This window comes from Burkholderia anthina, from assembly GCF_001547525.1.
Lineage (GTDB): Bacteria > Pseudomonadota > Gammaproteobacteria > Burkholderiales > Burkholderiaceae > Burkholderia > Burkholderia semiarida.
Window position 1 is genome coordinate 180,073 of the sequence record NZ_CM003768.1, and the last position, 14,328, is coordinate 194,400.

The 14,328-nt window shown below is 67.6% G+C and carries 13 protein-coding genes; 8 read left to right on the forward strand and 5 right to left on the reverse strand.

The annotated features are described in order from the left end of the window. Positions 1-14 precede the first annotated feature (14 nt). Together WS64_RS00880 and WS64_RS00885 are read left to right on the forward strand one after the other, a co-directional pair. Complete coding sequence (locus WS64_RS00880; RefSeq protein WP_060965517.1) at positions 15-566, forward strand: cysteine hydrolase family protein; 552 nt, start codon at positions 15-17, stop codon at positions 564-566. Beyond that, positions 563-1,186, forward strand: a complete 624-nt coding sequence (locus tag WS64_RS00885) for an HAD family hydrolase (RefSeq protein WP_059577077.1) — start codon at positions 563-565, stop codon at positions 1,184-1,186. The genes WS64_RS00880 and WS64_RS00885 overlap by 4 nt, the downstream gene beginning before the upstream one ends. Positions 1,187-1,318: 132 nt before the next feature. Here WS64_RS00885 and ettA read toward each other — a convergent pair whose 3' ends face one another. The 3 genes from ettA to gcvA all read right to left on the reverse strand — a co-directional run bounded on the left by ettA (position 1,319) and on the right by gcvA (position 4,483). Continuing rightward, positions 1,319-2,986 (reverse strand): energy-dependent translational throttle protein EttA, encoded by a 1,668-nt coding sequence (gene ettA / locus WS64_RS00890; RefSeq protein ID WP_006494122.1) that lies wholly within the window; start codon positions 2,984-2,986, stop codon positions 1,319-1,321. Between the two features lie 171 nt (positions 2,987-3,157). Next, positions 3,158-3,466 (reverse strand): DUF3761 domain-containing protein, encoded by a 309-nt coding sequence (locus tag WS64_RS00895; protein ID WP_060965518.1) that lies wholly within the window; start codon positions 3,464-3,466, stop codon positions 3,158-3,160. A gap of 99 nt (positions 3,467-3,565) precedes the next feature. Then, positions 3,566-4,483, reverse strand: coding sequence for a transcriptional regulator GcvA (gene gcvA, locus WS64_RS00900; RefSeq protein WP_060965519.1), 918 nt, complete (start codon positions 4,481-4,483; stop codon positions 3,566-3,568). A gap of 192 nt (positions 4,484-4,675) precedes the next feature. Here gcvA and WS64_RS00905 point away from each other — a divergent pair, with 192 nt between their 5' ends. The 3 genes from WS64_RS00905 (at position 4,676) to gabP (ending at position 8,135) form a co-directional block, all read left to right on the forward strand. Further along, positions 4,676-5,941, forward strand: a complete 1,266-nt coding sequence (locus tag WS64_RS00905; RefSeq protein ID WP_060965520.1) for an MFS transporter — start codon at positions 4,676-4,678, stop codon at positions 5,939-5,941. A gap of 81 nt (positions 5,942-6,022) precedes the next feature. Next, complete coding sequence (locus WS64_RS00910) at positions 6,023-6,367, forward strand: MmcQ/YjbR family DNA-binding protein (RefSeq protein WP_060965521.1); 345 nt, start codon at positions 6,023-6,025, stop codon at positions 6,365-6,367. A 376-nt stretch (positions 6,368-6,743) separates the two neighbouring features. Continuing rightward, complete coding sequence (gene gabP, locus WS64_RS00915; protein WP_060965522.1) at positions 6,744-8,135, forward strand: GABA permease; 1,392 nt, start codon at positions 6,744-6,746, stop codon at positions 8,133-8,135. Positions 8,136-8,415: 280 nt separating this feature from the next. Here the strand turns inward: gabP and WS64_RS00920 are convergent, their stop codons facing one another. Together WS64_RS00920 and ychF are read right to left on the reverse strand one after the other, a co-directional pair. Next, positions 8,416-8,841, reverse strand: coding sequence for a lysozyme inhibitor LprI family protein (locus tag WS64_RS00920; protein ID WP_060965523.1), 426 nt, complete (start codon positions 8,839-8,841; stop codon positions 8,416-8,418). A 107-nt stretch (positions 8,842-8,948) separates the two neighbouring features. Further along, on the reverse strand, positions 8,949-10,043 hold the full coding sequence (gene ychF / locus WS64_RS00925) for a redox-regulated ATPase YchF (RefSeq protein WP_006482062.1): 1,095 nt from the start codon (positions 10,041-10,043) through the stop codon (positions 8,949-8,951). Between the two features lie 247 nt (positions 10,044-10,290). Between ychF and WS64_RS00930 the strand changes: the two genes are divergently transcribed. The 3 genes from WS64_RS00930 (at position 10,291) to WS64_RS00940 (ending at position 14,205) form a co-directional block, all read left to right on the forward strand. Then, positions 10,291-11,469: a UbiH/UbiF family hydroxylase gene (locus tag WS64_RS00930; RefSeq protein WP_060965524.1), complete on the forward strand. Its 1,179-nt coding sequence runs from the start codon at positions 10,291-10,293 to the stop codon at positions 11,467-11,469. Between the two features lie 90 nt (positions 11,470-11,559). Further along, positions 11,560-12,288 carry a DsbC family protein gene (locus WS64_RS00935; protein ID WP_060965525.1) on the forward strand — a complete coding sequence of 243 codons (729 nt, stop codon included), beginning with the start codon at positions 11,560-11,562 and terminating at the stop codon, positions 12,286-12,288. Between the two features lie 105 nt (positions 12,289-12,393). After that, positions 12,394-14,205: a M61 family metallopeptidase gene (locus tag WS64_RS00940; RefSeq protein WP_060965526.1), complete on the forward strand. Its 1,812-nt coding sequence runs from the start codon at positions 12,394-12,396 to the stop codon at positions 14,203-14,205. Positions 14,206-14,328: the final 123 nt, after the last annotated feature.

Consider the following 14,328-nt stretch of genomic DNA (forward strand, 5'->3'; position numbering starts at 1 on the left):
AGCGAGGGAAGGCAATGGCGGACACCGCGGTGATCGTAATCGACATGCAGCGCGGGCTGGTGGAGCGGGCGCGGCCCGCGTACCGGCTCGACGACGTGGTGTCGGGCATCAACCGGTTGACGGCGGCGGCGCGCGCGGCGAACGCGCCGGTGTGCTTCGTGCAGCACGACGGCGACGCGGACGACGACATCGTGCCCGGCACGCCGGGCTGGGAACTGCATGCGGGGCTGGTCGTCGGTCGAGCCGACTGGCGCGTGCGCAAGCAGGCAAGCGATGCGTTTCACGACACGCCGCTCGCGGCGCAGCTCGATCGCCACGGCATCCGTTCGGTGCTGATCTGCGGCTATGCGACCGAGTTCTGCGTCGATTCCGCCGCGCGCCGTGCCGCGCTGCTCGGCTACCGGACGACCGTCGTGTCCGACCTGCACACGACGAACGAGCGCGCCCATCTGTCGGCGGCGCAGATCGTCGCGCACCACCACTTCATCTGGAACAACAATTCGCTGTCCGGCAACGCGGTGACGCCGCGGCCGCTCGCGGACGTGCTCGCCACGGAGTTCGCATGACGATCAAGGCAGTGGTGTTCGATTTCGGCGGCGTGCTGATCGACTGGAGCCCCGAGTACCTTTACCGTGAGCTGATTCCCGACGATGCCGAGCGCCGCTGGTTCCTCACGCACGTGTGTGCGATGGACTGGGTGGTCCGCCAGGACGGCGGGCAGACGATCGAGGAAGGCACGGCCGAACTCGTCGCGAAGTTTCCGGAGCACGAGGCGCTGATCCGCGCGTTCTACGCGCGCTGGCACGAGATGATCGGCGGCGTGCTGGAGGAGGGTGCGGCGCTCGTCGACCGGCTGGACGCGCAGCGGATGCCGCTGTTCGGGCTGACCAACTGGTCCGCGCAGACGTTTCCGTATGCCTGGGACAACTTCCCGGTGCTGCGCCGGTTCAAGGACATCGTCGTGTCGGGGCGCGTGAAGCTCGTGAAACCCGATCCGGCGATCTACCGCGAGATGCAGGCACGGATCGAGCCGCACCTGCCCGGCATCGCGCCGCACGAGCTCGTGTTCATCGACGACAACGCGCACAACGCGGCGGCCGCGACGGCGCTCGGCTGGCATGGCATTCATCACACGAGCGCGGCGGCGACCGAGGCGCGGCTGCGCGAACTGGGCGCGCTCGCGTAAGCGGCGGGGCGAGCGCCGGGCGGATAAAGAAAGCGGGCCATGAGCCCGCTTCTTCGTTGTGCCGTGCCGGATGCGGCCCGCTTCGGCGTCGGCCCCGCGCGAGCGCGGCGCCGGTTGCCTGGGCTGCGCCGCTCAGCGGCTGATCGGCTTGTAGCGCAGACGCTTCGGCTTCGCGGCCTCCTCGCCGAGGCGCGCACGCTTGTCGGCTTCGTACTCCTGGTAGTTGCCGTCGAAGAACGTGACCTGCGAATCGCCTTCGAACGCGAGGATGTGCGTCGCGATCCGGTCGAGGAACCAGCGATCGTGCGAGATCACCATCACCGAACCCGCGAATTCGAGCAGCGCGTCTTCCAGCGCGCGCAGCGTTTCGACGTCGAGGTCGTTCGACGGTTCGTCCAGCAGCAGCACGTTGCCGCCCGAGATCAGCGTCTTCGCGAGATGCAGGCGGCCGCGCTCGCCGCCGGACAGGTTGCCGACGATCTTCTGCTGGTCGCCGCCCTTGAAGTTGAAGCGGCCGATGTACGCACGCGACGGCGTTTCGTACTTGCCGACCGTCAGCACGTCGGCGCCGCCCGAGATTTCCTCGAACACCGTCTTCGACCCGTCGAGCGCGTCGCGGCTCTGGTCGACGTACGCGAGCTTCACCGTCGGGCCCATCACGACTTCGCCCGAATCCGGCTGTTCCTTGCCGGTCAGCATCTTGAACAGCGTCGACTTGCCGGCGCCGTTCGGCCCGATGATGCCGACGATCGCGCCGGCCGGAATCTTGAAGCTCAGGTTGTCGATCAGCAGGCGGTCGCCGAACGACTTGCTGACGTTCTTGAACTCGATCACTTCATTGCCGAGGCGTTCGCCGGCCGGAATGAAGATTTCCTGCGTTTCGTTGCGCTTCTGGTATTCCTGGCTGCTCAGTTCCTCGAAGCGGGCGATACGCGCCTTCGACTTCGCCTGACGGCCCTTCGGGTTCTGGCGCACCCACTCCAGTTCCTTCTTGATCGCCTTCTGGCGTGCCGACTCCGACGCTTCTTCCTGCTTCAGGCGCTCTTCCTTCTGGTCGAGCCAGCTGCTGTAGTTGCCCTTCCACGGAATGCCGTGGCCGCGGTCGAGTTCGAGAATCCATTCGGCCGCGTTGTCGAGGAAGTAGCGATCGTGCGTGACCGCGACGACGGTGCCCGGGAAGCGCACCAGGAACTGCTCGAGCCAGTCGACCGATTCGGCGTCGAGGTGGTTGGTCGGTTCGTCGAGCAGCAGCATGTCGGGCTTTTCGAGCAGCAGCTTGCACAGCGCGACGCGGCGCTTTTCACCGCCGGACAGGTGCTCGATCTTCGCGTCCCACGGCGGCAGGCGCAGCGCGTCGGCCGCCACTTCGAGCTGCTGCTCGGGGCTGCCGCCGTCGCTCGACGCGAGGATCGCCTCGTACTTCGCCTGCTCGGCCGCGAGCGCGTCGAAGTCGGCGTCCGGTTCGGCGTAGGCCGCGTAGATTTCTTCCAGCTTCTTGTTGGCCTGGAACAGGTCGCCGAGGCCTTCCTCGACGGCTTCGCGCACGGTCTTCGTCGGATCGAGCTGCGGTTCCTGCGGCAGGTAGCCGATGTTCAGGTTCGGCATCGGCGTGGCTTCGCCCTCGATGTCCTTGTCGACGCCCGCCATGATGCGGATCAGCGTCGACTTGCCCGAGCCGTTCAGGCCGAGCACGCCGATCTTCGCGCCGGGAAAGAACGACAGCGAGATGTCCTTCAGGATCTGGCGCTTGGGCGGCACGATCTTGCCGACCCGGTTCATCGTGAAAACGTATTGGGCCATTTCGGTGTGAAAGTCAGAAGTGGTTGAGACGGCCGCGCAGCGCGCGCGGGCGTGGCGGCGTCGGGTGATTCGGTACGGAGCGTGCCGCGCGGGGCGCGGCGGTGCGAGCGCGTATTGTACTTCGCCGCCGGCTGCCGCTGGCACGGCGCAGGCCATTCGGCCGACCCGCGCTCACAGCCACGCGGCGACGCCGCCGTGCCCCGAGCACGTGCCGCGCCGGTGGCGGCTGAAGCTGTACGTGCCGTCGCGGCAGCGCGCGCTCGCGCCGTCCGGCACGCGGCCCGATTTCGAATGCGCGGGCGCATGCACGGTTTCGCCGTCGCGGTTGCGATACGTGTCGTGACGGTCGAGATCGGCTTCGTTGCCGTAGCCGGGCGACGCGCGATAGGCATGCGCCGGCGTGGGTAACGCGGCGCCCGCGGCGAACAGCGCGGCGGACAGGGTCGCGACGTGTGTCGCGCGGCGGAGCAGGGCACGCATGGTCTCTCTCGTTCGGTTCGTTGTTATCGATGTCGGGCGATGTCGGGCCGATCGCCCGCGCCGCATGTTAGCGGATCGGCGCCGTGGCGCCGCGCGACGCTACGCCGCGCCGGACATCGACGCCGCGCCATCGGCCTGCGCGGCGTCGAGAATCCAGCGGCGGAACGCGGCAACCTTCGGCCGTTCCGCATGATGCGGCGGATAGACGAGGTAGTACGCGAAATCGTCGAGCCATGCGGCATCGGCAAGCTGCACGAGCCGGCCGCTCGCCAGCTCGCCGCGCACCATCGCGGCCGGCAGCAGCCCGGCGCCTTGGCCGGCTACGATCGCCTGCAGCAGCAAGCCCGAATTGTCGAACGCGGGGCCGCGCGGCGGGCCGAAATCGTCGATCCGCTGCGCGCCGAACCAGATGTGCCAACCCTTGCGTTCGGCGTCGTGCAACTGCGGCCAGCCGACGAGCGCGGCTGGCGTCGCCGGCATGCCGAGCCGCGCGACGAGTTCGGGCGACGCGAGCGCGACGATTTCCACCGTCAGCAGCCGTTCGCTGCACAGCCCGATGTAACGCCCGAGGCCGTGACGGATCGCGACGTCGACGCCGTCGCGCGCGAAATCCGCGAGCGCGTGGCTCGTGACGACCTGCAGGTCGACGTCCGGGCAAGCCTGCCGGAACTGCGCGAGGCGCGGGACGAGCCACGCGGACGCGAAGAACGGTGTGACGCTCACCGTCAGCACGCCGCTGTCGGCGGCGCCCGACACGCGCTGCGACGCATCGGCGATCTGCCGGAACGCGTTGCGCACGGGCGGCAGGTAGTCGCGGCCGGCGGCCGTCAGCAGGATGCCGCGGTTCACGCGCTCGAACAGTTGCACGCCGAGATGCGTCTCGAGCACGCGGATCATCTGGCTCACCGCGCCCGGCGTGACCGACAGCTCCTCCGCCGCCGACTTCACCGACAGGTGGCGGGCCGCGGCTTCGAAGGCGCGCAGTGCGTTGAGCGGCGGCAGGCGGGAACGATTCATTCAGTTTTTCTAAAGCGAAAGGTCGACGAAATATCGTTTGAGGCGGCGCGTGCGCGCGAGTACCGTTGATGCATCGGATCGCTGTTTTGCGGCTGCCTGTCGACAGCCGATGCGGTCAACATAGTTCAACTATATCCATGGGGCAACCCGGCTGCCGCGCGGCGGCCGGTCGAACCTGAGAGGAGCATCGTCATGAACCGCCCGGGCGCGTCGCGCCTTTTCTACGGCTGGTACGTGGTGGCGGCCGCGTTCACCGTCACGTTCGTCGGATTCGGCAGCGCGTATACGTTCAGTGCGTTCGTCGAATCGTTGCAGCGGGATTTCGCCGCGTCGCGCGGCCAGATCTCGCTCGTGTTCTCGCTCGCCGGCTTCCTGTACTTCGGCTTCGGCATCGTCAGCGGGCCGCTGGCCGATCGTTTCGGCTCGCGGCGCCTCGCCGTCGCCGGGATGCTGCTGACCGGCGCGGGGCTCGCGGCCGCCGGCGCGGCGCATACGCTGCTGCAGGTCTATGTCGCGTACGGGCTCGGTGTCGGGTTCGGCGTCGGCTGCGCGTACGTGCCGGCCGTCGGTGCGGTGCAGCGCTGGTTCGTGCGCCGGCGCGGGTTCGCGTCGGGGCTCGCGGTCGCCGGGATCGGCGTCGGCACGCTGGTGATGCCGCCGCTCGCGTCCGCGCTGATCGCGCAGGTCGGCTGGCGCGGCGCGTACTTCACGCTGGCCGCGCTCGTGCTCGTGCTGGGAGCCGGCATGTCGCTGCTGATCGAGAACGATCCGCGCAGGCGCGGTTTGCTGCCGGATGGCGATGCACCCGGCGGCGGCAGTCGGGATGCCGCTGCTGCGTCGACCGGCGCGAACGCGCATGCCGGCGCGACGGTCCGCGAAGCCGTCACGTCGCGGCCGTTCGCGAGCCTGTACGCGGCCTGCCTCGTCTGCTCGTTCGGCGTGTTCGTCCCGTTCGTTCACCTCGTCCCGTACGCGCTCGATCATGGCGTCGCGCCGTCGACGGCCGTGCTGCTGCTCGGCGCGATCGGCGTGGGCAGCACGGCCGGCCGCTTCTTCCTCGGCGGCCTCGCCGATCGCTTCGGCCGCCGCGCATCGCTGCTCGCGATGTTCGCCGGCATGGCCGTCGCGCTCGTCGCATGGGCGGGCGCCGGCACCGTCGCGACGCTGGCCGCGTTCGCACTCGTGTTCGGCGTGTTCTACGGCGGCTGGGTCGCCGTGCTGCCGGCCGTCGTGATGGACTATTTCGGCGGGCGCAACGTGAGCGCGATCATCGGCATCCTGTACACGAGCGTCGCGTTCGGCACGCTGATCGGGCCGGCCGCCGCCGGCTTCATCTACGACGCGGGCGGCGGCTATCTCGTGCCGATCCTCGCGAGCGCCGCCGCGAATGCGATTGCGTTCGCGATCGTCGCAACCACCGGGCGTGCGCCGGCCGCCGCGCGTGCGACCGGCGCATAGCGCCGCGCGGCTGGGCGTGTCGCGCGGTTTCCGGTAGGGTAGCCGGACCGTCAACCATCGGCGTACGGTGGAGGAGGCATCGTGACATTCGACGAAGTCCGGCAGATCGCACTGGCATGGCGCGGCGTCGAGGAAGGCACGTCGTACGGCACGCCCGCGCTCAAGGTGAAGGGCAAGCTGCTCGCGCGGCTGCGCGAGGACGGGGACACGCTCGTCGTGAAGGGCGTGGGCCCCGACGAGCGTGCATGGCTGATCGAGTCGGCGCCCGACGTGTACTACGTGACCGATCACTATGTCGGCTGGCCGATCGTGCTGGTGCGCTTGTCCGCCGCGCACCCCGACGCCGTGAAAAACCTGCTTCTGCGAGAATGGCTCGCGATCGTGCCGGCAAAGTGGCGGGACGAAGCCGCCCGCGACGCGAACTGAATGGCGCGCCCCGTGCTCGAGCCGCCGCCGGAACCAATCAACCGTTGCATCGGTTCGTATCGATGCAACGAGTGGTTCCATCGAAATTCCTCAATTGGTTCTTAGTGAAGAACCGTTTGGTGCTTACACTCCTTCGCTTCGAAGGCGGCTGACGACAGCCGACGGAACGGGCGTACGCGATGCGCCGGCGCCTCGTGCGCCGCATCGCACCCGCAGCTTCGCAGACTGCGCGGACGACCCGACCGGAACGGCCCCCATCCGGCCCATGCCCGCGTGCGACGCACGCGCGGCCGCGGCTGGACTCAAGAACGACAACTCCCCGCGCCGCCTTCACGCGACACCGGTCGTACCGGAACCGTTTTTTGGAGAGAGACAGATGAGTGGAAGCAACACGGGCCTCGGCACGGGCCTGAAGCAGCGTCACGTAACGATGATGTCGATTGCCGGCGTGATCGGCGCGGGCTTGTTCGTCGGCTCCGGCCACGCGATCGCGGAAGCCGGGCCGGCATCGATACTCGCGTATGCGATCGCGGGCGTGCTGGTCGTGCTGGTGATGCGCATGCTCGGCGAGATGGCCGTCGCGCATCCGGACAGCGGGTCGTTCTCGACCTATGCCGATCGCGCGATCGGCCACTGGGCCGGCTTCACGATCGGCTGGCTGTACTGGTGGTTCTGGGTGCTGGTGATCCCGATCGAGGCGACCGCGGCCGCGACCATCCTCAATGCGTGGTTCCCGGGCATCGCGACGTGGATCTTCGCGCTCAGCATCACGCTGCTGCTCACCGTCACCAATCTCTTTTCCGTCAAGAACTACGGCGAATTCGAATTCTGGTTCGCGCTGATCAAGGTCGTCGCGATCGTCGTGTTCCTGTGCATCGGCGGCGCGGCGATCGTCGGCATCATTCCCGCGCCGGCCGTGTCGGGCGTGTCGAACCTGTTCGTGCATGACGGCTTCATGCCGCACGGCGCGAGCGCGGTGCTCGCGGCGATGCTGACGACGATGTTCTCGTTCCTCGGCACCGAGATCGTGACGATCGCGGCCGCTGAATCGGACAATCCGCAACGCCAGATCGTGCGTGCGACGAATTCGGTCATCTGGCGTATCACGCTGTTCTATCTCGGCTCGATCCTCGTCGTCGCGGCCATCGTGCCGTGGAACGACCCGCTGCTGCCGAAGCACGGCTCGTATCAGCGCGCGATGGAACTGATCGGCGTCCCGAACGCGAAGGCGATCATCGACGTGATCGTGCTCGTGTCGGTCGCGAGCTGCCTGAATTCGGCGCTGTACACGGCGTCGCGGATGCTGTTCTCGCTGTCCAGGCGCAAGGACGCGCCCGCGTTCCTGCATCGCACCGATTCGACCGGCACGCCGCGTGCGGCCGTGCTCGCGTCGACGGCGTTCGGTTTCCTGACCGTGATCGCGAACTACCTGATGCCGGAGCAGGTATTCGGCTTTCTGCTCGCGACGTCGGGCGCGATCGCGCTGCTCGTGTATCTCGTGATCGCGATCTCGCAACTGCGGATGCGCAAGACGCTCGAATCGGGCGGCGCCGATCTGACGCTGCGGATGTGGCTGTTCCCGTGGCTCACGTGGGCCGTGATCCTGTTCATCTGCGGCACGCTGACCGTGATGTTCGTCAGCGAGGATCACCGGATGGAAGTGGGCGCGACGGCCGTGCTGGCGTCTCTCGTGCTGCTTGCGTCGTGGTTGAACAAGCGTGGGCGCGATGCGCGGGCGAGTGAAGGGCGGCGCGTGTCGGCGACTTGATGGCGTGACGTGATGGCGGGCGGAAAGCCCGCGCCGTGAAACATGGCCCGATCGGTGTTTGCCGGTCGGGCCGTTTTTATTCCGCAATTGGCAGGATGTCGTCGCGGGATCAACGATCGGGCAACGCTACTGAAGCGCGCCGGATCAAATCCGATTCGTCGCGCCCGTCGCGGTAATCGAAGCGGCCGACGGGCTATGCTCTGCGTCGGCCGGTATCGAAGCGCGGCTGCTGTGCCGGTGCGCAGTAGCGACCACGTTCGCGTGTGTTCGCATCTTTACATCAGGATGGGGCCTGATCCCGCGTCGAGGACAGTGTCTTCGTCATCTTCTTCGTCGATGCCGTCGCACAGATCGCTACCGCCGCAGGAAGCATGGATCCTCCACCCCATTCCTTGCGTGCGGACCTTTCGCATGAGGCGTCTCGCGCCTTCTTCCATTTTGAGATCCGCGCCTCGAGCGACGTTTTGCGCTCCGGGTGCGCGCGGACCTCTTCGTCGATAACGTGCTGCAATTCGCGTTCCGCAACGATCTGATCGCGCCAGGCGCAGAAATTCATGCCGGTTTGGCTCGAGTCGCAGTTGTTCAACAGCGCGGTGACTTCACTGGCCGGCAAACCGCTGCGCGCGGATATCTCGTCGGCCGGTGTCGGGTCGGCGAGTGCGGCAGCCGAAACCGCCATGAACAGCCATAGGCAGTGCTTCGTCATCGTGGCCTGCTAGCGGAATGATGCTGGGAGCATAAAGCGGAAAACCCCTTGCGGCACCATGGCCGCAAGGGGTTCTCCGTGAATTGCCGTACGCCTGGGAGATTCGCTCAAACGTTGAACAGGAAGTTCATCACATCCCCGTCGTGCACGACATATTCCTTCCCTTCCGCGCGCATCTTGCCGGCTTCCTTCGCGCCTTGCTCGCCCTTGTACGTGACGAAGTCGTCGAACGCGATCGTCTGCGCACGGATGAAGCCGCGCTCGAAGTCGGTGTGGATCACGCCGGCCGCCTGCGGAGCGGTGTCGCCGATGTGGATCGTCCACGCGCGCACTTCCTTCACGCCCGCCGTGAAGTAGGTCTGCAGGCCCAGCAGCTTGAAGCCCGCGCGGATCACACGGTCGAGGCCCGGCTCTTCCATGCCCATGTCGGCGAGGAATGCCTCCTTGTCCGCGTCGTCGAGATCGGCGATTTCCGCCTCGATCGCCGCGCACACGGCGACCACCGGCGCATTTTCGCTTTCCGCGTACTTGCGCACCGCCTCGAGGTGCGGATTGTTCTCGAAGCCGTCGTCCTTCACGTTCGCGACATACATCGCCGGCTTCGCGGTGATCAGGCAGAACGGCTTGATCAGCGCCTGTTCGTCGTCCGACAGCGCGAGGCCGCGCACGGCCTTGCCCTGGTCGAGTTGCGCGCGCACCTTCTCGAGCACCGCGACGAGCTTCGCCGCTTCCTTGTCGTTGCCCGACTTCGCCGCCTTCGAATAGCGCGTGAGCGCCTTCTCGATGGTGCCGAGGTCGGCGAGCGCGAGTTCGGTGTTGATCACTTCGATGTCGTCGATCGGGCTGACCTTGCCGGCGACGTGAATGACGTTCTCGTCCTCGAAGCAGCGCACGACGTGCGTGATCGCGTCGGTTTCGCGGATGTTCGCGAGGAACTGGTTGCCGAGGCCTTCACCCTTGCTCGCGCCCGCGACGAGGCCCGCGATGTCGACGAACTCGACGACGGCCGGTACGACACGCTCCGGCTTGACGATTTCGGAGAGCGCCTTCAGGCGCGTATCCGGCACTTCGACGATGCCGACGTTCGGCTCGATCGTGCAGAACGGGTAGTTCTCGGCGGCGATGCCGGCCTTGGTCAGCGCATTGAACAGGGTGGACTTGCCGACGTTGGGCAAGCCGACGATGCCGCATTTGAGACTCATGGAATCCTTCGGACGGGTGAGGCGGCGCGGCCGGACAGGGCACGGCGGCGCGGGAAAAAAGGGCGGCCGGCGCGTGGCGCGCGGCAGGCCGACGGTCAAAGACGCTATTGTACCGTGCCGGCGCCCCGGATTCCGGGCTGGCGCCGAACGGCCGATGCGGCGCGCCGCCGCGCCCGCGCACCGCGCCTGCGATTCTGCTGATTTCCCGCAAAGTCCGGCCGCGTAAGGGTTTGGCCCCGCGGCTATAATGCCCGCCATGACTGCCCACCACACCTTCGACGTCGCCGTGGTCGGCGGCGGGCTCGTCGGCAAGACGGCCGCGCTCGCGCTGACCCAGTCCGGCTACAAGACAGCCTTGCTCGCCCAGCCGGCCACGCCGCGCCCCGCCGATCTCGCGTTCGACACGCGCGTCTACGCGCTGTCGTCCAGTTCGCAGGCGTTGCTCGAGCGGCTGCGGGTCTGGCAGGCGCTCGACCACGGCCGGCTCGCGCCGGTCTACGACATGCGCGTGTATGGCGACGCGCATGCCGAGCTGCATTTCTCCGCCTACCAGGCGTCCGTGCCGCAGCTCGCATGGATCGCCGAGTCGTCGCTGGTCGAGGCGTCGCTCGACGCCGCGCTGCGGTTCCAGCCGAACCTCACGTGGTTCGATGCGCGCGCGCAGGGTTTCGACGTGCGCGACGACGCGGCCGTGCTCACGCTGTCGTCGGGGCAGGTGCTCGAGGCCGATCTCGTCGTCGGCGCCGACGGCGCGCATTCGTGGGTGCGCTCCCAAATGGGGGCCAGGGTGGAGCGGCGCGACTACCGGCAGACGGGCGTCGTCGCGAACTTCAAGGCGTCGCGGCCGCACCGCGAGACGGCCTGGCAGTGGTTCCACGAAGGCGAGATCGTCGCGCTGCTGCCGCTGCCGGACGGCCACGTGTCGCTCGTGTGGTCCGCGCACACCGCGCATGCGGATGAATTGCTGGCGCTCGATCCGGCGCAGCTCGCGGCCGAGGTTGAGCGCGTGTCGCACGGCCAGCTCGGTACGCTCGAATGCGTGACGCCGGCCGCCGGCTTCCCGCTGGCGCTGCAGACGGTCGACAAGCTGATCGCGCCGCGCGTCGCGCTGGTCGGCGATGCCGCGCACCTGATCCACCCGCTCGCGGGGCAGGGGATGAACCTCGGCCTGCGCGACGTCGCCGCGCTCGCCGACGCGATCGCGGGCAAGGAAAGCTTCCGGAATCTCGGCGATACGGTGCTGCTGCGCCGCTACGAGCGTTCGCGCCGCGAGGACATCCGCGCGCTGATGGTCGCCACCGACGGCCTGCAGCGGCTGTTCGCGGTGCCCGGCTCGCTCGCGAAGGCGGTGCGCAATGCGGGCATGGCGTTCGTCGGCGCACAGCCGCTCGTGAAGCGCTGGCTCGTGTCGGCCGCGCTCGGCTGATCGAACCTTCTGCCGCTGCACGGGTCGGAGACGGTTCCATAACGGCGTACACTGTGCCGAGCACTCCGATTGAGCTGAAGGAAGATTTCGATGAAAAAAACGATCCGCATCGCATCGCTGGCGCTGGCCGTCGCGATGGCGACGCTGGGCTGCACCGCGCAGGCCGACCAGACCACCGACAAGCTGAAGGCCACGCTGCAAGCCCGTCTCGGCAACGACGCGCCGATCAAGAGCGTGTCGAAATCGCCGGTTGCAGGGCTTTACGAAGTGAACCTCGGCTCGCAGATCATCTATAGCGACGCGGCGGGTGACTACGTGCTGCTCGGCGATCTCGTCGACGCCAAGACGCACAAGAACCTGACCGACGCCCGCCTGTCCGAAATCAACAAGATCGATTTCGCGAGCCTGCCGTTCGCGAATGCGATCAAGGTCGTCAAGGGCAACGGCGCCCGCAAGATCGCGGTGTTCTCCGATCCGAACTGCCCGTACTGCAAGAAGCTCGAGACGACGCTGCAGTCGGTCGACAACGTGACCGTCTACACGTTCCTGTACCCGGTGCTGTCGCCGGATTCGACCGCGAAGTCGAAGGCGATCTGGTGCGCGACCGACCGCGCGAAGACGTGGTCGAGCTGGATGCTCGACCACCGCGCGCCGTCCGGCCCCGGTACCTGCGATACCAGCGCGCTCGACAAGAACCTCGCGCTGGGCCGCGGGATGAACGTCACGGGCACGCCGACGATCTTCCTGCCGGACGGCCGCCGCCTGCCGGGCGCGGTATCGGCCGACCAGCTCAACCAGGCGCTCGCCTCGAGCAAGTAACCGACTGCACGCCGGGCGCATGGCCCGGCCAGCGAGGGGCGCCCGCACGATCTGCCGGCGCCTCTCTTCGTTTTCGCCGCCGTATTCGACCGACCGATTGCCACGATGACCCAGCCGATCCGCTATTCGATTGTCCCGAAAGATCTTGCCGCGCACCTGTTCGAAGTGACGGTGACGGTTGCCGATCCCGATCCCGAAGGCCAGCGTTTCTCGCTGCCGGTATGGATTCCGGGCAGCTATCTCGTGCGCGAGTTCGCGCGCAACATCGTGACGCTCGGCGCGTTCAACGACGCGGGCCGCAAGGTGCGCATCGCGAAGACCGACAAGCATACGTGGCAGGCCGCGCCCGTCACCGGCACGCTGACGCTGCGTTACGACGTGTATGCGTGGGACCTGTCGGTGCGCTCCGCGTATCTCGACGAATCGGGCGGCTTCTTCAACGCGACGGCCGTGTTCCTGAGCGTCGCGGGCCGCGAGGAGGCGCCCTGCGAAGTCGACATCGCGAAACCGGCCGGCGCGGCGTTCCGCACATGGCGTGTCGGCACCGCGCTGCCCGAGGCGCGCGGCACGAAGCGCTACGGTTTCGGCGCGTATCGCGCGGCGAACTACGACGAACTGTCCGACCATCCGGTGACGATCGGCGAATTCGCGCTCGCGACGTTCGACGCGCACGGCGTGCCGCATGACATCGTGATTGCAGGGCGCGTGACCCAGCTCGACCTGGAGCGGCTGCGTACCGATCTGAAGCGCGTGTGCGAAGCGCAGATCGCGCTGTTCGAGCCGAAATCGAAGAAGGCGCCGATGGACCGCTACGTGTTCATGACGCTTGCAGTCAGCGACGGCTACGGCGGCCTCGAGCATCGCGCGTCGACCGCGCTGATCTGCAACCGGACCGACCTGCCGGTGAAAGGGCGCCCCGAAACGACGGAAGGCTATCGCACGTATCTCGGGCTTTGCAGCCACGAGTATTTCCACACGTGGAACGTGAAGCGCATCAAGCCGGCGGCGTTCGTGCCGTACGACCTCACGCGCGAGAACTACACGTCGCTGTTGTGGCTGTTCGAGGGCTTCACGTCGTATTACGACGACCTGATGCTGGTCCGCAGCGGGCTGATGTCGCAGGACGAATATTTCGCGGCGCTGGGCCGCACCATCGGCGGCGTGTTGCGCGGCACGGGCCGGCTCAAGCAGAGCGTCGCGGAAAGCTCGTTCGACGCGTGGATCAAGTACTACCGCCAGGACGAGAACGCGACCAACGCGATCGTCAGCTATTACACGAAGGGCTCGCTCGTCGCGCTGGCATTCGATCTCGCGATCCGCGCGCGGACGCGCAACCGGAAGTCGCTCGACGACGTGATGCGCCTGCTGTGGCAGCGCTACGGCCGCGACTTCTATCGCGGCAAGCAGGCGGGCGTCGAGGAAAACGAAGTCGAGGCGCTGATCGAGGAAGCGACGGGCGTCGCGCTCGGCCGCCTGTTCGCCGACGCCGTGCACGGCACGCGCGATCTGCCGCTTGCCGAACTGCTTGCGCCGTTCGGCGTAACGCTGGCGCCCGACGTCGCGACCGGCGCGGCCGCGAAGCCGACGATCGGCGCGCGTTTGCGCGGCGGCGCGGACTGCACGCTCGCGGCGGTCTACGAAGGCGGCGCCGCGCATCGCGCGGGGTTGTCGGCCGGCGACACGCTGATCGCGGTCGACGGGCTGCGCGTGACGGGCACGAACCTCGATGCGCTGCTCGCGCGCTACCGGCCGGGCGACAAGGTCGAGGTTCACGCGTTTCGCCGCGACGAGCTGCGCACCGCGAAACTGAAGCTCGACGGCCCGGACGTCACGCGCTACCGGCTGACGGCGGCCGCGAAGCCGGCTGCGGCCACGAAGGCCCGCGAAGCGTGGCTGAAGGGGGTAATCGTCCGATAGCGGGTATCGGGGCGCGATCAAGGATTGTTCTGCTGCTGCAACAATCCGTCGCCCTGGGCCCGCTTTTTCGCGGTCATGCGGCCACGCACAATGGCGTCACTCGCGCTACCGAAGCGCAACCCC